The organism is Denitromonas iodatirespirans, from assembly GCF_018524365.1.
Lineage (GTDB): Bacteria > Pseudomonadota > Gammaproteobacteria > Burkholderiales > Rhodocyclaceae > Nitrogeniibacter > Nitrogeniibacter iodatirespirans.
This window is the reverse complement of sequence record NZ_JAEKFT010000010.1, coordinates 11,779-30,497: the sequence shown is the minus strand read 5'-3', so window position 1 is coordinate 30,497 and position 18,719 is coordinate 11,779. Positions and strand designations below refer to the sequence as shown.

General features: G+C 67.0%; 16 protein-coding genes. 6 read left to right on the top strand and 10 right to left on the bottom strand.

Annotated elements, in window-relative coordinates:
* Positions 1-43 precede the first annotated feature (43 nt).
* From I8J34_RS10530 to I8J34_RS10495, 8 genes are all read right to left on the bottom strand, one after another.
* Positions 44-967 (bottom strand): ABC transporter permease, encoded by a 924-nt coding sequence (locus tag I8J34_RS10530; protein ID WP_214361361.1) that lies wholly within the window; start codon positions 965-967, stop codon positions 44-46.
* On the bottom strand, positions 964-1,917 hold the full coding sequence (locus I8J34_RS10525; RefSeq protein WP_214361360.1) for an ABC transporter permease: 954 nt from the start codon (positions 1,915-1,917) through the stop codon (positions 964-966). Before I8J34_RS10525 ends, I8J34_RS10530 begins: the two co-directional genes overlap by 4 nt.
* Before the next feature lie 193 nt (positions 1,918-2,110).
* Positions 2,111-3,727: an ABC transporter substrate-binding protein gene (locus I8J34_RS10520; protein WP_214361359.1), complete on the bottom strand. Its 1,617-nt coding sequence runs from the start codon at positions 3,725-3,727 to the stop codon at positions 2,111-2,113.
* 154 nt (positions 3,728-3,881) lie between these two features.
* Complete coding sequence (locus I8J34_RS10515; protein WP_214361358.1) at positions 3,882-5,159, bottom strand: NAD(P)/FAD-dependent oxidoreductase; 1,278 nt, start codon at positions 5,157-5,159, stop codon at positions 3,882-3,884.
* A 40-nt stretch (positions 5,160-5,199) separates the two neighbouring features.
* Complete coding sequence (locus I8J34_RS10510) at positions 5,200-5,868, bottom strand: haloacid dehalogenase type II (RefSeq protein ID WP_214361357.1); 669 nt, start codon at positions 5,866-5,868, stop codon at positions 5,200-5,202.
* A 242-nt stretch (positions 5,869-6,110) separates the two neighbouring features.
* Positions 6,111-7,037 (bottom strand): 2-hydroxyacid dehydrogenase, encoded by a 927-nt coding sequence (locus I8J34_RS10505; protein WP_214361356.1) that lies wholly within the window; start codon positions 7,035-7,037, stop codon positions 6,111-6,113.
* 75 nt (positions 7,038-7,112) lie between these two features.
* Positions 7,113-7,781 carry a haloacid dehalogenase type II gene (locus I8J34_RS10500; protein WP_214361355.1) on the bottom strand — a complete coding sequence of 223 codons (669 nt, stop codon included), beginning with the start codon at positions 7,779-7,781 and terminating at the stop codon, positions 7,113-7,115.
* A 399-nt stretch (positions 7,782-8,180) separates the two neighbouring features.
* Entirely contained in the window at positions 8,181-9,665 is a 1,485-nt protein-coding gene (locus I8J34_RS10495) for an aldehyde dehydrogenase family protein (protein ID WP_214361354.1), read from the bottom strand.
* Positions 9,666-9,924: 259 nt separating this feature from the next.
* Here I8J34_RS10495 and I8J34_RS10490 point away from each other — a divergent pair, with 259 nt between their 5' ends.
* The 6 genes from I8J34_RS10490 to I8J34_RS10465 all read left to right on the top strand — a co-directional run bounded on the left by I8J34_RS10490 (position 9,925) and on the right by I8J34_RS10465 (position 16,426).
* Entirely contained in the window at positions 9,925-10,785 is an 861-nt protein-coding gene (locus I8J34_RS10490) for a GNAT family N-acetyltransferase (RefSeq protein WP_214361353.1), read from the top strand.
* A 19-nt stretch (positions 10,786-10,804) separates the two neighbouring features.
* The gene (locus I8J34_RS10485; protein ID WP_214361352.1) at positions 10,805-11,731 is read left to right on the top strand and encodes a 2-hydroxyacid dehydrogenase; all 927 of its coding nucleotides are present in this window, start codon (positions 10,805-10,807) and stop codon (positions 11,729-11,731) included.
* A gap of 382 nt (positions 11,732-12,113) precedes the next feature.
* A complete protein-coding gene (locus I8J34_RS10480) occupies positions 12,114-13,493 on the top strand; it encodes an aspartate aminotransferase family protein (protein WP_214361351.1) in 1,380 nt (459 codons plus the stop codon).
* A 90-nt stretch (positions 13,494-13,583) separates the two neighbouring features.
* Positions 13,584-14,081, top strand: a complete 498-nt coding sequence (locus I8J34_RS10475; RefSeq protein WP_214361350.1) for an Lrp/AsnC family transcriptional regulator — start codon at positions 13,584-13,586, stop codon at positions 14,079-14,081.
* 228 nt (positions 14,082-14,309) lie between these two features.
* Positions 14,310-15,404, top strand: a complete 1,095-nt coding sequence (locus tag I8J34_RS10470; protein ID WP_214361349.1) for a tartrate dehydrogenase — start codon at positions 14,310-14,312, stop codon at positions 15,402-15,404.
* Positions 15,405-15,436: 32 nt separating this feature from the next.
* Positions 15,437-16,426: a M14 family metallopeptidase gene (locus I8J34_RS10465; protein ID WP_214361348.1), complete on the top strand. Its 990-nt coding sequence runs from the start codon at positions 15,437-15,439 to the stop codon at positions 16,424-16,426.
* A 176-nt stretch (positions 16,427-16,602) separates the two neighbouring features.
* Here I8J34_RS10465 and folD read toward each other — a convergent pair whose 3' ends face one another.
* Positions 16,603-17,502, bottom strand: a complete 900-nt coding sequence (folD, locus tag I8J34_RS10460; RefSeq protein WP_214361347.1) for a bifunctional methylenetetrahydrofolate dehydrogenase/methenyltetrahydrofolate cyclohydrolase FolD — start codon at positions 17,500-17,502, stop codon at positions 16,603-16,605.
* A 2-nt stretch (positions 17,503-17,504) separates the two neighbouring features.
* On the bottom strand, positions 17,505-18,386 hold the full coding sequence (gene purU / locus I8J34_RS10455; RefSeq protein WP_214361346.1) for a formyltetrahydrofolate deformylase: 882 nt from the start codon (positions 18,384-18,386) through the stop codon (positions 17,505-17,507).
* Positions 18,387-18,719: the final 333 nt, after the last annotated feature.

Genomic DNA, 18,719 nt, shown 5'->3' with positions numbered 1-18,719 from the left:
CTCGGGGGGCAGCGAACAAAGTGAGCGTGGGGGTCGTTTCATCTCAGACACCGTCCTTTTCGCGCTTGCCACGCCCGCCGAGACTATCGATGAGCAGGGTCACGCCGATGGTGAGGGTCGCGATCGCGACCGCGGGGGCCAGCACCGCCGGGGCGCCTTCGCCCAGCGCCAGGATGTTCTCGCGCACCAGCGAGCCCCAGTCTGCGTCGGGCGGCTGCACGCCCAGCCCGAGGAAGCTCATCGCGGCGAGCAGCAGCACCACGTACACGAAGCGCATGCCGAAGTCGGTGAGTGCCGGGCGGAACATGTTGGGCAGGACCTCGATGAAGATGATGTAGGCCATGCCTTCGCCGCGGGCGCGCGCCGCCTGGATGAAGTCGAGCGTCATCACATTGACGGCCAGCGAGCGTACGATCCGGTAGGAGCCCGGCATGTAGGCCAGCGCGGCAGTGAGGATCAAGAGCGGCACCGAGGAGCCGAAGGAGGCGACCATGATCAGCGCGAACAGCTTGTTCGGGATCGAGATCAGGGCGTCCATGGCGCGGCTCAAGACCTCGTCGACCCAGTGTCCCGCCTTGCCGCCGGTACCGGCCGCGGCCCCGGTGAGGCCCAGCACGGTGCCGAGCAGGCAGGCGCACACGGTGCCGGCCAGCGCCACGCCGATGGTGTAGGGGGCGCCGTGGAGGATGCGGCTGAGGATGTCGCGCCCGAGATAGTCGCTTCCCAACGGGAAGGCGCTACTCATGGGGCCGAAGGAATCGTCGCTGACCAGCGCGTTGGCCGGGTGGGGCGCCACCGAGGGGCCAGCGACCGCCATGACCAGCCAGAACCCGACGATGGCCAGGCCGATCAGACCGGTGATGGACAACATGCGCGGCCGGCGTCGTTGCTTCGGCGGCTGCACGTTCATGGAAGGAGCGATGGGGCGGCCGCCTTCGGGCGCCGCGGGCGTGATGGAAGAAGTCATTTGCGTAGCCTCGGATTCGAAACGATTGCACTCACATCGGCCACGAGGACCAGCATCATGTAGCCCAGGCAGAACAGCATCGCGCAGGCCTGCACCAGGGGCATGTCGCGGGTGGCCACGGCGTCGAGCATCAGGGTCGCGATGCCCGGATAGTGGAAGATCGATTCGACGATGATCACCCCGCCCAGCAGGTAGGAGAGGCTCAGTGCGACCGCATTGGCGATCGGTCCGACCGCGTTCGGCAGCGCATGGGTCAGCACCACGCGGATCGGCCGCGCGCCCTTGAGCATCGCCATCTCGACATAGGGCGAGCTCAACTGATCGATCACCGCCGCCCGCGTCATGCGCGCCATCTGGGCCACCAGCCCACAGCACAAGGTCAGCACCGGCATGGTGTAGGCACGCAGAAAGTCGGAGAAGGAGTTGATCTCCGAAACATGCGACAGGGCCGGCAGCCATTGCAGGTGGACCGCGAAGAGCAGCACCGCGAGCGAGGCGATCAGGAACTCCGGCACCGACACCGCGGCGACCGCAGCCGTGTTCATGGTGCGATCGAAAAGCGAGCCGCGGAACATCGCCGACAGAATGCCGATGGTCAGCGCCAGGGGGACGGCGACCAGCGCCGCGATCGCCGCGAGCTTCAGGGTATTGGGCAGTCGACCGCCGATGAGATCGGCGACGGCCATGCCGTTTGCGAGTGAGGTTCCCGGGTCGCCGATCAGCAGCCCGCCCAGCCACTGGAAGTAGCGGAAGTAGGCCGGCTGGTCGAGCCCGAACTGGGCGCGCAGGGCCGCCACGGTCTCCGGCGTGGCCTCCTGGCCGAGGAGCGCCTGGGCGGCGTCGCCCGGCAAGAGAGCGGTGATCGTGAAGACCACCAGCGACACGATCAGAAGCGTCAGTGCTCCCGATCCAAGCCGCTTCACGACGAGTCGTGCAAGTGTGCTGTTCATGGTTCCCCCAATGTCTTCAAGGCTCCGCGGGCGCGGTGTGCTGGGACGCCCGGCGGGAGCGCGTCTCAAAACCGCATTGCAGCGGTGATTCGAGACGTCCCGCGCGAAGCCTGGCGATGGCCGTGCCGCGCGCGGTGTCGGCGCGCGGCACGGACGAGGCCTTCGTCGTCGAAGGCCTCGAGCGAGACGTCGCTCAGGCGTCCAGCCAGACCTGCTCGGCGTACATGTAGCCCATGAGGCCGCCGAGCGGGTGCTCGCTGTAGCCCTTCAGGCGGCTGCTATAGCCGTCGAGGCTGACATTGAACTGCGGGATGCCGATGCCGCCCTTCTCGTGGACCAGCACCTGCATGTCCCCATAGAGCTTCTTGCGCTTGGCATCGTCCGTTTCGCCGCGGGCGGCGAGCAGGAGCTGGTCGAACTGCTCGTTCTTCCAGCCGGATTCGTTCCAGTTGGCGTCCGACTTGAAGAACAGGGTGAACATCAGGTCGGCGGTGGGGCGCGGGTTGATGTTGCCGAAGCTGATCGGATGCTTGAACCAGTGGTTGGACCAGTATCCGTCCGCGGGCATCTGCTTGATGTCGAGCTTGAGGCCGATCTGCTGGGCCGACAGCTGCATCAGCTGGGCGACATCGACGGAGCCCGTCGCGGCGATCGAGGCGACGATCGGGACCGTCTTGCCGGCCATGCCCGACTTCTGCAGGTGGAACTTCGCCTTGTCCGGATCGTGGGGACGCTGGGGCAGGCCGTCGAAGTAGTAGCGATGGTTGGGGGCGATCGGCTGGTCGTTGCCGATGGTGCCGTAACCCCGGTAGGCCACCTTGTTGATCTGCTGCCGGTCGAGGAGGTACTTCATGGCGAGCACGAAGTCGGGATTCTGCACCGGGCCCAGGTCATCGCGCAGGATGAGGTTGGTGTAGTTGCCCGTATTCGATGCCATCAGGTTGACGCCGGAGGCTTCGGTGATGCGGGCCGCGGAACGCGGATTGACCGGGTTGATGAGATCGACGTCGCCGGAGAGCAGGGCGTTGATGCGGGCACCTTCGTCCGGGATCGAGAAGGACTCGATCTCGTCCAGATAGGGCAGGCCCGGCTTCCAGTATTCCTCGTTGCGCACGGCGATGGTCCGCACACCGGGACGGAACTCCTTGCACTTGAACGGGCCGGTGCCGTTGGCCGTGCTGAAATCGGTGGTGCCGTCGCGGACGATGCAGAAATGGTAGGTGCCGAGGATCGCCGGCAGGTCGGCGTTCGGGGCGACGAGCCGGATCTGCACTTCGTCAGGCCCGTTGGCCTTGACCTCTTCGAATTGTTCCGCGACCGCGCGCACCTTGGAGGCGGTCTCCGGTTTCTTGTGGCGCAGCAGGGAGTAGACCACGTCGGCCGAGGTGAAGGGCTTGCCGTCGTGGAAACGCACGTCCTTGCGCAGCTTCACGATCCACAGCTTTGCGTCCTCGCTGGCAAAGGATGCGGCCAGCGACATTTGCGGCGCGAGCTTGGTGTCGAGGGTGGTGAGGCCGTTGTAGAAGGTGTAGGCGCGCATGTAGTCAACGGTTGTGGCGCCCTTGGCCGGATCCAGGGTGTCGGCGTTCGAGCCGGACTGGACCGCCACCTTGATGCGACCGCCACGGCGCGGCGTCTGCGCATAGGCGTTGGACGCGGTGGTCAGCAGACCGCCCGCGGTGGTGGCGAGGATGCCGCTCGCCAGCATCGCCTGCAGTACACTGCGGCGCGACACACCGCGGCCCAGGTCTTCGGCGATGCCCTCCACCAGGTCCTGGTGGGCACCGAATTTCTCGTTCTTGTCTTGCATGATTGATCTCCTCCGTGGATAGGTCTCTGTCTCGTGGGCACACGAGGCCCAGGAACGTTATGCAGCGCTTGCTTGTTCTGCCGACGGTCGTGCCGCCGTTGTTGAACGCGTGTTGTGCCGTTCGTTTCTTGTGTTGTCTCCTTGAGTCGTGTGATCAGTGGATCAGGTCCTGGAACCGGTAGTAGGCCCCCACGAAGGGGAGGAACCAGGGCTTGCCGAAATGTCCGGGAATCGCTGGCCACTCGAGCTCGCGCCACGGGTTCGCCTCCGCCTTGCCGGCCATGACATCGGCCATGATCTCGCCCATGTGGACCGACATCTGCACGCCGTGGCCGCTGTAGCCCATGGAATAGAACATCCCGCCGTGCTGACCGGCGCGCGGCAGGCGGTCTGCCGTCATGTCCACCAGCCCGCCCCAGCAGTAGTCGATGCGTGCATCGGCAAGCTCCGGGAAGACCGTGCCCAGCGTCGCACGCAGAATCTGGCCGCTCTTCTCGTCCGAGCGCGGGTTCGACATCGCGAAGCGCGCCCGGCCGCCGAAGACGAGGCGGTTGTCGGCGGTGGTGCGGAAGTAGTTGCCCACGTTCTTGGACGTGACGTAGCCGCGTCGATGGGGCACCAGGCGGTCGAGCAGGGCGGGGTCGAGCGGCTCGGTGGTGATGATGAAGCTCCCCACCGACACCATGCGGCGGCGGAACCAGCCGAACGGCCCGACCGTGGAGTTGCCGCTTGCCAGCAGGACTTGCCTGGCACGCACGCTGCCGCGGGCCGACACCACCTCGTAGCTGCCGTCGCCGCGCCGCTCGATGGCGGTCACCGGGGCGCGCTCCAGGATCCGCGCTCCGTGCCGCGCCGCTGCCTCGGCGAGTCCCACGCCGAACTTGCCCATGTGCATCTGGGCGCTCGTCTTCTGTAGCAGCCCGCCGAAGAACGCGTCGGAACCGACCTCGTCGCGGATGCGCTCGGCCGGGATCATCTCCACCGCGGGGTCGACCTCGCGGGCGAGCCGCTCACAGGCCCGGGCGAGCTTGCTGTAGTGCTCGGGTTTGGCCGCGAGCTTGAGCTTGCCGCAGCGGACGAAATCGCAGTCGATACCTTCCCGGACGACGATATCCTCGACGCTCTGCACGGCGGCATCGTAGGCGCGGTAGTAGGCGCGGGCGCGTTCGGTGCCGATCTTCGCGGCGAGCGCGCCGAAATCGTGGGCCAGACCGCTGTTGCAGTGGCCGCCGTTGCGCCCCGACGCCTCGCCGACCACGCGGCCGGCCTCGAAGACCGCCACCGAGGCGCCGCGTCGGGCGAGCGCCAGCGCGGACGCCAGACCGGTGAAGCCGCCACCGACCACGGCGACGTCGACATTCCCGGACACCGGCTCCTGCTCGCCGCCGGTGAAGAGGGGGGCCGTGTCGAGCCAGTAGGATTGGAGTTTCATCGTTTTACCTCGTGTCCGGTCCGTGTCGCGCGCGCCGCTGTCAGAGACCGACCAGCGCCGGCAGGCCGCCGAGGTCCTTCATTTCGTGGGCGCCCCATACCGGCCAGCTGGGTTCGTGGCCGCGGGCGATGAAGGCCCGGTTCTTGATGCCCATGTCGTCGGCCGAGAGGTGGTCGTAGCGCATGCTGGAGGACACGTGCAGGACGTCTTCCGGGTTGCAGCCGAGCTGCTCGATCATGTACTCGAAGGCCTGCAGGCGCGGCTTGTAGGCCTGGGCCTGCTGGGCGGTGTAGACGCGGTGGAAGGGCGCGCCGAGCTTGTCGACGCTGGCCATGATCTGCTCGTCCATGGCGTTGGACAGGATCACCAGCTTGTATTCGGTGGCCAGGCGCGCCAGGGCGGCGGGCACATCGGGGTGCGGCTGCCAGGTGGGCACGGCCTTGTAGAAGTGCAAGCCCTCGTTGTCGCGGTACTCGATGCCCCAGCGCTTGCAGGTGCGCTCGACCGAGTTGCACAGCAGCTCATCGTAGGGCCGCCAGTCGTCCATCACTTCGTCCAGGCGGTAGCGGGCGAAATCGGTGGTGAATTGCGCCATGTCTTCGGGCGCGATGCGGTCGGCGAACAGCTCGCGCGCCAGCTCGGCCATCTGGAAGTTGATCAGGGTGCCGTAGCAATCGAAGCTGATGTACTTGGGCCGCAGGCTGCTCATTTGTCTACTCCTGTTGTCGATTGGTTCTTCTGCATCGGGTCTTGCTGGACCGGGGGTTGCTTGCACGTTCGAGGGAAGATCGGCATCTGGCCGGGCCCTCTGCGCGTATTGCTTCCGTAGTTGAATTACAGCACTCGGTACCTGCGTTTTCATTCCGTATCCGCCCATGTGCATCACACAATCATTCGTATTCAGGCGGGTCTACAGCATGTCTTGCTGTGCGCTGGAGGCGGCTGCCCGCCTCAATAGCCGCGGGACCGATCGATGACGCCCACGAGCGCCTCGCCGCGTTGATGCCGGCGAAGGTTTTCCAGCAGGATGGGGGCGGCGGTCTCGGGCTGGGTCATGCTCGCCACGTGGGGTGTCACGAACACCCGCGGGTGCGTCCAGAACGGATGCTCGGGCGGCAGGGGCTCTGGCTCGGTCACGTCGAGGATGGCGCGGGAGAGCCGGCCCGACTCCAGTGCCTCGATGAGATCGGCATCCACCAGATGTGGCCCGCGCCCCACGTTGATCAGCGCCGCCCCGGTCGGCAGCGCCGAAAACAGCTCGCGGTTGAGAATGCCGCGGGTCGCCGGGGTGAGGGGCAGCAGGCAGATCAGGATGTCGCAGCCGGCGAGGAAAGGCTGCAACTGATCGGGGCCGGCGAAGCTCTCCACGCCTTCCATGCGGCGCAGAGAGCGGTTCCAGCCGCGCAGGCGGAAGCCGTAGGCGGCCAGTCGCTCCAGAACGGCCTGACCGAGGGAGCCCATGCCCATGACGCCGATGCTGCGCGCCGAGGCGGGCGGCACCTCCAGGGGATTCCATACCCGCGCCGCCTTCGCCGCGACATAGTCGAAGAAGTCGCGGTGCAGGGCCAGCACGGACAGGCTCACATACTCCACCATGCCGTTGATGATCCCCGGCTCGACCATCCTGACGACGGGAACGTGCGCCGGTACGGCCGAGAAATCGACATGGTCGACACCCGCCCCCGAGGAGAACAGCACCTTCAGCCGGGGCAGGGTGGCGAGGAACTCGGCCGGGGCCTGCCAGGCGATGAGGTATTCGACCTCGTCGAGCTTGCCGGCATCGGGCCAGACGCGAAAGTCCAGGTCGGGGGCATGCTCGGCGAAGTAGCTCGCCCAGGCGGCGGCCCGTGCTGCATCGGATCGATAGAGAATGCTCATCGGGATGTCCTGTCAGCCTCGGATCGAGCTATCGTAGAGCATTTTCGGGACGGCGCAGCGCTCAAGCCGGCGCGCTCAGAGACCGACCAGCGCCGGCAGGCCGCCGAGGTCCTTCATTTCATGGGCGCCCCAGACCGGCCAGCTGGGTTCGTGGCCGCGGGCGATGAAGGCCCGGTTCTTGATGCCCATGTCGTCGGCCGAGAGGTGGTCGTAGCGCATGCTGGAGGACACGTGCAGGATGTCTTCGGGGTTGCAGCCGAGCTGCTCGATCATGTACTCGAAGGCCTGCAGGCGCGGCTTGTAGGCCTGGGCCTGCTGGGCGGTGTAGACGCGGTGGAAGGGCGCGCCGAGCTTGTCGACGCTGGCCATGATCTGCTCGTCCATGGCGTTGGACAGGATCACCAGCTTGTATTCGGTGGCCAGGCGCGCCAGGGCGGCGGGCACATCGGGGTGCGGCTGCCAGGTGGGCACGGCCTTGTAGAAGTGCAAGCCCTCGTTGTCGCGGTACTCGATGCCCCAGCGCTTGCAGGTGCGCTCGACCGAATTGCACAGCAGCTCATCGTAGGGCCGCCAGTCGCCCATCACTTCGTCCAGGCGGTAGCGGGCGAAGTCGGTGGTGAATTGCGCCATGTCTTCGGGCGCGATACGGTCGGCGAACAGCTCGCGCGCCAGCTCGGCCATCTGGAAGTTGATCAGGGTGCCGTAGCAATCGAAGCTGATGTACTTGGGCCGCAGGCTGCTCATTTGTCTACTCCTGTCATCGAGGGGGTCTTGTAGGTCGGGGCTTGAAAAACCAGGTCCGGTCGCACCTCGCCGGAAAGCCTCGATGAGCCGGGCCGTCCGTGCATGTTGTTTCCGTGGAACCATTACAGCACCCGGCGATTGCCCGGTCGTCCCGTATTTGGCCTCTCAGGGCACACAATCGTCGGTATTGCAAGGGGCTCGCAGCACGTCTTGCCGCGCTTCGCGGCGCGCTGGTGCTAGGCCGACGCACCCCACAACGGCGCGGGTTTCAGGGCGGTGAGTGGCCAAGCAGGCCTGAGTGTGCAGATTTGGGGGGAGGGGCGCTGCAGCAGGGATGGCTGCGGCGATATGCCCCGCGCCGTGGCGCGGGGCGTGATGCGCGGTGGTGTCGCGGGCGGCTCAGGCCGCGTCGTCCGCGAAGTCGATCAGCACGGTCTTGGTGCGCAGATTGGCCTCGTAGGCGGCGCGCCCCAGGTCCTTGCCGATGCCCGAGCGCTTGTAGCCGCCGGTGGGCAGCGCGAAGTCCCAGCTGCGGCCGTAGCGGTTGACCCACACGGTGCCGGCCTCGAGGCCGCGCGCGAGGCGCAGCGCGCGGTTGATGTCGGCGGTGTGCACACCGGCGGCCAGGCCGTAGGATGGGTGGGCCGCGAGTTGCATCGCTTCGGCCTCGTCCTCGAAGGTCTGCACGGTGAGCACCGGCCCGAAGATTTCGTCGCGCACCGCGTCCATGTTCATGTCGACACCGGTGAGGATGGTCGGCTGGTAGTAGGCGCCGCCGCTGTCCTCGGCGGTGGCGCCTCCGCCCGTGACGATCTGCCCGCCCTGTTCCACGGTCTTGCGCACGATGCCGTCGATGCGTTTCATTTCCCGGGCGGAGATGATGGGCGACAGGGTGGTGGTGGCCTCCCAGGTCGGCCCGGCCACCAGCTCGGCGAAGGCGGCGGCGATGCGCTCGACGAGTTGGTCGGCGATGGCCCGCTGCACGATCAGGCGCGAGCCGGCCACGCACACCTGGCCGGCATTGGTGCTGATGGCCTGCGCCACCCGGCGCGCCACCTTGTCCACATCGGCCACGTCGGCGAACACCACCTGCGGGCTCTTGCCGCCGAGTTCGAGCGTCACCGCCTTGGTGCCGCTCTCGGCGCAGGCGGCCATGATCGCGGCGCCGGTGCGGGTCGATCCGGTGAAGGTGACCTTGGCGATGCGCGGATCGCGGCACAGGGCGTCGCCGACCCGGCCATCGCCCTGCACGATGTTGAAGATGCCCGGCGGGATGCCGGCCGCGATGGCGAGCTCGGCCAGGCGCACGATCGAGAACGGGGTCATCTCCGAGGGCTTCAGCACCACGGCGTTGCCGGCTGCCAGCGCCGGGGCGATCTTCCACGAGGCCATCACCAGCGGGAAGTTCCATGGTGCGATGGCGCCGATCACGCCATAGGGCTCGGTCACGGTCATGCCGAGCTGGTCGCGCTGGGTGGGGACCACCTCGCCGCCGCACTTGTCGGCAAACTCGGCGAAGAAGCGGATGCCCTCGGCGCAGAACGGCACGTCCCAGTTGGCCGCATTGTGGATCGGGCGGGTGGAGCCCAGCGCCTCGAGGGGGGCGAGGGTGGCCACGTCGGCCTCGATCAGGTCTGCCCAGCGGTGGAGGACGCGGGCGCGATCGCGTGGGGCGCGGGTCGCCCAGTCGCTTTCCTTGAAAGCGCGCCAGGCGTCCTCGACCGCGTGGTCCACCAGGTTCGCGTCGGCCAACGGCAGCGCCGCGTACAGCTTGCCGTCGGAGGGGCGGTGGACGTCCAGGGTTTCGCGGGCGCCGCCGACGGCGCGACCGCCGATGAAGTGCGTGTTCGGCACGGCAATCTTCGCGGGATCGAATGGGTCCATTGCTGTTCCTCGGGATAGTTAGGGGTGAATCGGCCGCTGCGATGTCGGGCGCCCGTCTTCTATCGATCATAGGGGGTGAGGTCGAGCAGCATGTGTCGGTCCTTTGCATGCCTCCGGCAGGATGTTTCGTTGTCGTCCGCCTTTCGGTGTGTTCTGCCGAATTGGGCGATGGCGCGCGAAAAGTACCCAATCGGCAAGAACGTCCTATCAATCGCGCCGGCCGCCTGCGAGAGTAAGCCGACACTTGAAGGAGGCTTTCATGACAACTCCAGGCACTGACCTCAAGATCGAATACCGGCGCATGGCGGAGGCCGACCTGCCCGCGACCCATGCGCTTTCGCAGGCCGTACGCTGGCCCCATCGGCTCGAAGACTGGCAGTTCGTCCATCGCCTCGGAACCGGATTCGTCGCCGAGAGCGAGGGCGCGATCGTCGGCACCGCCTCGTGCTGGGCCTACGGCAGCGAGCACGGCTCGCTCGGCATGGTGGTCGTTTCGCCCGACGCGCAGGGCAAAGGTATCGGGCGCGAGCTGATGAACCGGGTGCTGGGGGAGTTGGGCGAGCGCAGCACGATGCTCATCGCCACGCTCGCCGGCCAGCCGCTGTACGAGAGCCTCGGCTTCGTCGCGACCGGCCAGATCCACCAGCATCAGGGCACGATGTTCCAGGTCGGCACGGCCGTGCCGCCCGCCGGTGAGCGCATCCGCCCGGTCGGTGCGAGCGATGCCCCCAAGCTCGCCCGTCTCGCGAGCCGGGGGCTCGGCATGCCGCGGGCCACCGTGCTCGACGCCTTGCGCAAGGTGGGGGATTGCGTGGTGCTCGACAGCGGTGGCGAGCCGGTCGGCTTCGCCTTCTGCCGCCGCTTTGGCCGCGGCTATGCGATCGGGCCGGTGGTCGCCCCCGACCCGGAGCGGGCCAAGGCCCTCATCGCCCACTGGATCGGCGTGCGCGCCGGTTCCTTCGTGCGCATCGATGTGCATGACGCCAGCGGGCTCAGCCCCTGGCTGGTCGAGATGGGGCTCGACCGGGTCGACTCCGGGATCATCATGGTGCGGGGCGAGCCGCCCCATGTTGACGAGGGCGTGCAGCAGTTCGCCATCATCAACCAGGCGCTGTGCTGAACGCGCGCGGAGCGGTCCGATGAGCTTTCTCTACAAGTCCGAGCCGGAGCGCGGGGCGGTCTGGGCGCGGCTGTTCGCCGAGCGCATGCCCGACATGGATTTCCGCATCTGGCCGGATGTCGGCGACCCGTCTGCCGTGCAGTACCTCGCCGCCTGGGAGCCGCCGGAGAACCTGGCGGAGACCTTCCCGAACCTGGAACTCGTGTTCTCGGTGGGCGCCGGCGTGGACCAGTTCGATTTCTCGCGCATCCCCCGTGAGGTGCCGGTGGTGCGCATGATCGAATCGGGGCTCGTGGCCGGCATGGTCGAGTACGCCACACTGGCGGTGTTGGCCGCCCACCGTGATTGGCTGAGCTATGCCGCGCAGCAACGCGACGAGGTGTGGCGCCCGATCAAGGCGCACACCGCGGGCTCGCGCCGGGTCGGTGTGCTGGGCCTGGGCGTGCTCGGCCAGGCGGTACTCGCGAAGCTGCAGGGCTTCGGCTTCCGCTGCGCGGGCTGGAGCCGGAGCGCCCACGAGCTGCCGACCATCGAGACCTACGCCGGCGAGGCAGGGCTGGATGCCTTTCTGGCGCGCACCGACATTCTTGTCTGCCTGCTGCCCTTGACGGAGGCGACGCGGGGCATCCTTTCCAAGGCCTTGTTCGACCGCCTAGCGCCGGGCGCGGTGCTGGTGAACGTGGGGCGCGGCGGCCACCTGGTGGAGCAGGACCTGCTGGACGCGCTGGACAGCGGACGCCTGTCTGCGGCGATCCTCGATGTCTTCGACACCGAACCCCTGCCGGCGGGGCACCCGTTCTGGCGCCATCCGCGCATCATGGTCACGCCGCATATCGCGAGCATGACGCAGGCCGAGAGTTCGGCGGAAGCGGTGCTGGAAAACCTCCGTCGACATCGCGCGGGGCTCCCGCTGATCGGCCAGGTGGACCGCAGCCGGGGCTATTGAGGCCCGTTTCCCGCAAAAAGGCCGCCGGGGGTTCCCAACCTGCGGATTTGCGCTGCGCGCCATCCGCTCTGGCAAGACGATTTCCACTCAGAGCAAGACCCCTATGAAGAACTGGAAAATCCGTGACCGCACCGGCGGCCGGGGTGTGCCCGCCCGTTCGATCCTCCGGCGCGACAGGGGAACGGCACGATATGCCGAATCCGAAGCGTCTTCGCGATAACTGCGCGCCGGGCTGCCCTTCGTTGGAATCAACCGCTGCGGGGCCATGGCTAACATGAACCCATCGCCAGGAGCCTTGCCTCGCCCGCCGAATGGCGGGTGGCCAAAGAGCGCTCCTGGCCGCGTTCAGACCGCCCTTCAACGAACACTCGGCAGACAGATCATGCAAAGAGATACCCTCGTCGCCCTCGACCGCGACCACCTGATTCACCCCGTCGTCAACTATCGGACCCATGAGCGGCGCGGCGTGGCCGTGCTCGAGTCCGGTCGCGGCGCCTATCTCACCGACAACACCGGCAAGGAGCTGCTCGACGCCTTCTCCGGCCTGTGGTGCGTGAACGTGGGCTATGGCCACGAGAGCATCGTGCGCGCGGCCGAAGAGCAAATGCGCCGCCTGCCGTACGCCACCGGCTACTTCCACTTCGGCTCGGAGCCCGCCATCCAGTTGGCGGCAAAGCTGGTGGAGTTCGCGCCGCCCTCGCTGCGCAAGGTGTACTTCACGATGGGCGGGTCCGACGCCGTGGATTCGGCGATCCGCTTCATCGTCCATTACTACAATGCCGTGGGCAAGCCGGAGAAGAAGCACTTCATCACCATCGAGCGCGGCTACCATGGCTCGTCGGCGCAGGGCTCCGGGCTGACCGCCATTCCCGCCTTCCACCGCAACTTCGATGTGCCGCTGCCCACTCAGCACCGCATTCCGTCGCCCTATCCCTACCGCAATCCGGTGGGCTCGGATCCGGAGGCGATCATCCGCGCTTCGGTGGACGCGCTGAAGGAGAAAGTGCAGGAGATCGGCCCCGACCGCGTCGCCGCCTTCTTCTGCGAGCCGGTGCAGGGGTCCGGCGGGGTGATCGTGCCGCCCAAAGGCTGGCTCAGGGCGATGCAGAATGCCTGCCGCGAGCTCGGCATCCTGTTCGCGGTGGACGAGGTCATCACCGGCTTCGGGCGCACCGGCCCGCTGTTTGCGTGCGAGGCGGAAGACGTCACGCCGGACGTGATGACCGTGGCCAAGGGGCTGACCGCCGGCTACGCCCCGATGGGCGCGGTGTTGATGAGCGAGGCGATCTACCAGGGCATCGCCGAGGCGGGCGGCAACGACCTGCCGGTGGGGCACGGCCATACCTACTCCGCGCACCCGGTGAGCGCGGCGGTGGGGCTGGAGGTGCTGCGCCTCTACCAGGAGGGCGGCCTGCTGGCGAACGGCATCCGCCAGGCGCCGCGCTTCGAGCAGGGCCTGCAGGCGCTCCTCGATCATCCGCTGGTGGGCGATGCGCGCAGCCGCGGCCTGTTGGGCGCGCTCGAACTGGTTGCCAACAAGGAAACCAAGGCGCGCTTCGATCCTGCGCTCAAGCTCGCCGACCACATCTTCGACGCCGCCTACCGCAACGGGATCATCTTCCGCGCCTTTGGCGACAACGTGCTCGGCTTCGCCCCGGCGTTGTGCTACACGGGCGCGGATTTCGATCTGATGTTCGAGCGTCTCCGTCGCACCCTCGACGAAGTGCTCGACATCCCGAGCGTGCGCGCCGCGCTGAGCTGAGGCGCAACGACTGCGCTGCGGCGTCTTGTCTGTCGCAGCGCAGTTTGCAGTATGATCCAGCGACAAAAACTATATGGCGAATGGCCTACGATGATGAACGGAACCCCCAAGCTGGATCGCATCGATCTGCGCATTCTCTGTCATCTCCAACGCAACGGCCGTATCCCCAACGTCGACCTCGCGGACGCCGTGGGGCTGTCGCCGAGTCCGTGCCTCACCCGCGTCAAGCGCCTGGAGAAGGCCGGCTACATCACCGGCTACGGCGCACATGTCGAGCTCGAGAAGCTGGGGCCCGTGCAGGTGGTATTCACCCAGATCACCTTGGCCGACCATCGCCGCGAAGACTTCGTCAAGTTCGAGTCCCATATCCGCAACGTGGATGAGATCGTCGAGTGTCACCTGGTCAGTGGTGGCTTCGATTACTTGGTGAAGTTCGTGACCCATAGCGTGGTGCACTACCAGACGGTGGTCGAGGATCTGCTCGAGCAGCGGATCGGGATCGACAAGTACTTCAGCTTCATCGTCATCAAGTCCCCGATCGTCAAGGGCTTCTACCCGATCGAGAAGTTGTTCGCCCCGCCTGCCTGAGCGCCGCTTCAGCTGCAATGGCGCTCGGCGGCACAAGCTTCCGAAGTCGCCGTCCACAACGCGCGATCATGTGATCGAGCGCTCCCGATACGAAAGTCCGTACCGCCGCACCCTGGCTAAGATGGGGTCATCGCGCGGCTGTCGGGCCGCGCCCAATCGGGGCTTGCGCGCCTCCTCCCGGAGCGCCGCATCCCGTCTCTTTCACTTCGACAACGAGGCGCTTCGCACATGGATTCCTCATTCAAGATTGCCGTCATCCCCGGCGACGGTATTGGCAAGGAAGTGATTCCGGAAGGCCTGCGGGTGCTCGACCGCGCGGGCGAGCTGTTCGGCATCACGCTCGAGTACCAGCACATCGAATGGGCCAGCTGCGACTACTACCTGCAAACCGGCAAGATGATGCCCGACGACTGGAAGGCCCAGCTCGCGGACGTGGATGCGATTTACTTCGGCGCCGTCGGCTGGCCCGAGACGGTGCCCGACCACATCTCCCTGTGGGGTTCGCTCCTCAAGTTCCGGCGTGAGTTCGACCAGTACATCAACCTGCGTCCGGCGCGCCTTTTCGACGGCGTGCCGTGCCCACTCGCCGGGCGAGCGGCCGGCGACATCGACATGCTGATCGTGCGCGAGAACACCGAGGGCGAGTACACCGCGGTGGGCGGCACCATGTTCGAGGGCACCGAGCGCGAGGTGGTGATGCAGCAGTCGGTGTTCACCCGGCACGGCACCGACCGCGTGCTGCGTTTCGCCTTCGAGCAGGCCCGCCAGCGTGCGCGCAAGCATGTCACCGTGGCGACCAAGAGCAACGGCGTGGCGGTGAGCATGCCGTGGTGGGACGGGCGCGCGGCCGAGATGGCGCAGCAGTTCCCCGAGGTGGCCTGGGACAAGCAGCACATCGATGCCCTGTGCGCGCGCTTCGTGCTGCAGCCGCAGCGCTTCGATGTGGTCGTGGCGTCCAACCTCTTCGGCGACATCATCTCCGACCTCGGGCCGGCTTGCACCGGCACGCTGGGGCTTGCGCCGTCGGCCAACCTCAACCCCGAGCGCCGCTTCCCCTCGCTGTTCGAGCCGGTGCATGGCTCCGCCCCCGACATCTACGGCAAGAACATCGCCAACCCGATCGGTGCTATCTGGTCGGGCGCGCTGATGCTCGACTTCCTCGGCGAGGGCGAAGGTGCGGGCCGGCGCGCCCATGACGCGATCCTGGTGGCCATCCAGAAAGTGCTCAAGGACGGACCGCGCACCGGCGATCTAGGCGGCAAGGCCTCGACCACCGAGATGGGGCAGGCGATCGCCGCCGCCCTGGAAGCGCAGGCCAACTGAGCCTGCTGGCAGACCCGAGGCGGAACACGACCATGGATACCACCCAGCAGACCGCCGCGGCCGCACCCGGCGAGCACTATCCGATCGAACTCGAATTCCCGGACATCCGTGCCTTTGCCGAAGGCAACCGCGGCATTCCCTATGTATTCACCTTCGACAGCGGCCTGCCTGGCCCGCATGTGATGGTGAACGCGCTCACCCACGGTAACGAGGTGTGCGGCGCCATCGTGGTGAAGGAGCTCCTGGAACTCGGCGTCCGCCCCCGTCGGGGGCGCCTCACGCTGGCCTTCGCCAATGTCGCGGCTTACGAGCGCTTCGATGCGGCCGAGCCCGACGCCTCGCGCTTCGTGGATCAGGACCTCAACCGGGTGTGGACCGCGGCCATCCTGGACGATCTGTCGCGCGACTCGGTCGAGCTGCGTCGGGCGCGGGAGATGCGCCCGCTGATCGATGAGGTGGACTTCCTCCTCGACCTGCATTCGATGCATGAGCGCAGCGCGCCGCTGTCGGTGTGCGGGCCGCTCGACAAGGGCGTCGCCCTTGCGCGCGCGCTCGGCACCCCGGCATGGGTGATCAGCGACGAGGGCCACCCCGAGGGGCGCCGCATGCGCGACTATGCCGGCTTCGGTGATCCGGCGAGCCCGAAGAACGCGCTGCTCGTCGAGTGCGGGCAGCACTGGGAGGCGGGCGCTGTCGACGTGGGCCGCGAGACGACCGGCGGCTTTCTCGTCCTGCACGGCATCGTCGCCGCCGCCGACCTGCCGCGCGGCTGGCTGCCGCAGCCCGAGACGGCGCAGAACGTGGTGCGGGTCACCGAGCCGGTGGTGGCCGCGAGCCTCGATTTTCGCTTTGCGGGAGACTACACCGGGCTCGAGACCTTCGCGGAGGCGGGCACCATCATCGCCTGGCGCGACGGCGAACCCGTGCGCACGCCGTATCGGAACTGCGTGCTGGTGATGCCGTCGCTGCGGCAACTGCGTCCGGGTGTCACGGTGGTTCGCCTGGGCGAGTTGATTGCTTAGACGGTCGCCACGTCACAGGCGTGCTGTCAGGGGGCGCCGGCCGACCACGGCGCCTTCGCGATACCCGGAGCGATTCACCTGGAACCGCCGGGGAAAAAACCTTCATCCCGCGACCTGAGTGCTCCTGAGGGCGAACGATCGGCAGGTCGCCGGCGCAGGGTCTTGCCTTGCCGCATTCATCCCCACGCGGCTTCCATGACCCCAGCGGGCACGGGCAGGCCATGTTGGCGGCAGGCGGCTTCGAGGGTGTTGAGCAGCAGGCAGGCGATGGTCATCGGGCCGACGCCGCCGGGCACCGGGGTGATGGCGCCGGCTGTTGCCACCGCGCTGTCGAAATCCACGTCTCCGACCAGCCGTGCCTTGCCGTTTTCCTCGATGCGGTTGATGCCCACGTCGATCACCGTTGCGCCGGGTTTGATCCAGTCGCCGGGGACCATCCGCGGCCGGCCCACGGCGGCGATGAGGATGTCGGCACGGCGGCATTCCTCGTCCAGCCCGACGGTTTTCGAATGGGCGATGGTGACCGTGCAGTTTTCGCGCAGCAGCAAGGTGGCCATCGGCTTGCCGACGATGTTCGAGCGGCCGAGCACGAGCGCCCGCAGGCCGCTGAGGTCGCCCAGGTGGTGCTTGAGCAGCATCATGCAGCCCAGCGGGGTGCACGGCACGGTGCCGTCGCCGCCGGTGGCCAGGCTGCCGACATTGACCGGGTGGAAGCCGTCGATGTCCTTGTCGGGCCGGATCGCGTTGATGACGCGCTCGGCGTCAACCTGCGGCGGCAAGGGCAGTTGCACCAGGATGCCGTGGACGGCTGGATCGGCATTGAGCCGCTCGATCAGCTCGAGCAGCTTCTCCTGCGGCACACCGTGGGGCAGGCGGTATTCGAAGGAGGCCATCGTGGCCTCGCGCGCCTGCCGTGCCTTGTTGCGCACATAGACCTGGCTGGCCGGGTCCTCGCCGACGAGGATGACGGCCAGGCCGGGCGTGACCAGGTGCGCCTCGCGCAGTTGCACGACCTGGCGGCCGATCTCGGCACGCAGGCGCTCTGCATAGTGTTTTCCGTCGATGATCGTGGCCATGGTCAGCGGAACACCACGGTTTTGTTGCCGGTCAGGAAGACACGGTGTTCGATGTGGTAGCGCACCGCGCGCGCCAGGGCCAGGCACTCGGTATCGCGGCCCACGGCGACGAGATTCTCGGGGCGGTAGGTGTGGTCGACACGCTCGACGGCCTGCTCGATGATCGGCCCTTCGTCGAGATCGGAGGTCACGTAGTGGGCGGTGGCGCCGATGAGTTTCACGCCGCGCTCGTGAGCCTGGTGATAGGGCTTGGCGCCCTTGAAGCCGGGCAGGAAGGAGTGGTGGATGTTGATGGCACGGCCGGAGAGTTTCCGGCAAAGATCCTGCGAAAGGACCTGCATGTAGCGTGCGAGCACGATCAGATCGGTGCCCGTCTCGGCAACGAGTTCCATCAGGCGCTCTTCCTGGGCGGCCTTGGTTTCGGCGGTCACCGGCAGGTGATGGTAGGGAATGCCGTGCCAATCGGCGAGGGACTTCAGATCCGGATGGTTCGACACGATCGCCGTGACATCCATCTTCAGGTCACCGGTGCGATGGCGATAGAGCAGGTCGTCCAGACAGTGATCGAACTTCGATACCATCAGCAGCACCTTGGGGCGCACCAGGGTGTCGTGCACCTCCCATTCGAAATCCTGCTCGGCGCTCGGCAGTGCCTTGTCGAAGGCCTGCTTCAGTTCCTCGAGGGCGGGCGTCTTGCCGGGGGTCGTCGAGAACACGGTGCGCACGAAGAACTGCCCGGTGAGAATGTCGTCGAACTGCGCCATCTCCATGATGTAGCAGTGGCGCTCGGCGAGAAAGCTTGAAATGCGCGCGACCGTCCCGATCGCGCCCTTGCAGCTCGCCTTGAGCACATAAATGTTTTTGCCTTCCGTCATCACCGACATAGCGCGTCGTCTCCTCAATCCAACGATATATATGCCCGGCCGGTGGGGCCGGGGTCCGGGGCGTACCGGGCGCGAGTCTTGCCGGTGGCGCTCTCGTATGGCTGTCTGCCAGCGTCGAATCTAGTCTTCCGGGTGATTGAGGCTTGCCTGAGTGCGACAGTCGCCGGCCGGCGTGCGACGTCCCCGGTCGGCGTGGCGGGGCCGCCGGGTGGCCGGCGGATCGCTGTGTCGCATTTGGACATGTTCGAGTCGTTGGCGCGCCTGTCAACTGCAAGGGCTGCGCCTAATCTTCGGGCTATCGGGTCCGTGAGCCGGAACCCGCAATCCCCGGTA

Excerpts from the sequence above, each read along its gene's own strand:
- I8J34_RS10465 (WP_214361348.1), top strand. The coding sequence starts at position 15,437 with ATGGATACCACCCAGCAGACCGCCGCGGCCGCACCCGGCGAGCACTAT.
- I8J34_RS10470 (WP_214361349.1), top strand. The coding sequence starts at position 14,310 with ATGGATTCCTCATTCAAGATTGCCGTCATCCCCGGCGACGGTATTGGC.
- I8J34_RS10520 (WP_214361359.1), bottom strand. The coding sequence starts at position 3,727 with ATGCAAGACAAGAACGAGAAATTCGGTGCCCACCAGGACCTGGTGGAG.
- I8J34_RS10485 (WP_214361352.1), top strand. The coding sequence starts at position 10,805 with ATGAGCTTTCTCTACAAGTCCGAGCCGGAGCGCGGGGCGGTCTGGGCG.
- folD (WP_214361347.1), bottom strand. The coding sequence starts at position 17,502 with ATGGCCACGATCATCGACGGAAAACACTATGCAGAGCGCCTGCGTGCC.
- I8J34_RS10505 (WP_214361356.1), bottom strand. The coding sequence starts at position 7,037 with ATGAGCATTCTCTATCGATCCGATGCAGCACGGGCCGCCGCCTGGGCG.
- I8J34_RS10525 (WP_214361360.1), bottom strand. The coding sequence starts at position 1,917 with ATGAACAGCACACTTGCACGACTCGTCGTGAAGCGGCTTGGATCGGGA.
- purU (WP_214361346.1), bottom strand. The coding sequence starts at position 18,386 with ATGTCGGTGATGACGGAAGGCAAAAACATTTATGTGCTCAAGGCGAGC.
- I8J34_RS10500 (WP_214361355.1), bottom strand. The coding sequence starts at position 7,781 with ATGAGCAGCCTGCGGCCCAAGTACATCAGCTTCGATTGCTACGGCACC.
- I8J34_RS10515 (WP_214361358.1), bottom strand. The coding sequence starts at position 5,159 with ATGAAACTCCAATCCTACTGGCTCGACACGGCCCCCCTCTTCACCGGC.
- I8J34_RS10490 (WP_214361353.1), top strand. The coding sequence starts at position 9,925 with ATGACAACTCCAGGCACTGACCTCAAGATCGAATACCGGCGCATGGCG.
- I8J34_RS10480 (WP_214361351.1), top strand. The coding sequence starts at position 12,114 with ATGCAAAGAGATACCCTCGTCGCCCTCGACCGCGACCACCTGATTCAC.
- I8J34_RS10495 (WP_214361354.1), bottom strand. The coding sequence starts at position 9,665 with ATGGACCCATTCGATCCCGCGAAGATTGCCGTGCCGAACACGCACTTC.
- I8J34_RS10510 (WP_214361357.1), bottom strand. The coding sequence starts at position 5,868 with ATGAGCAGCCTGCGGCCCAAGTACATCAGCTTCGATTGCTACGGCACC.
- I8J34_RS10530 (WP_214361361.1), bottom strand. The coding sequence starts at position 967 with ATGACTTCTTCCATCACGCCCGCGGCGCCCGAAGGCGGCCGCCCCATC.
- I8J34_RS10475 (WP_214361350.1), top strand. The coding sequence starts at position 13,584 with ATGATGAACGGAACCCCCAAGCTGGATCGCATCGATCTGCGCATTCTC.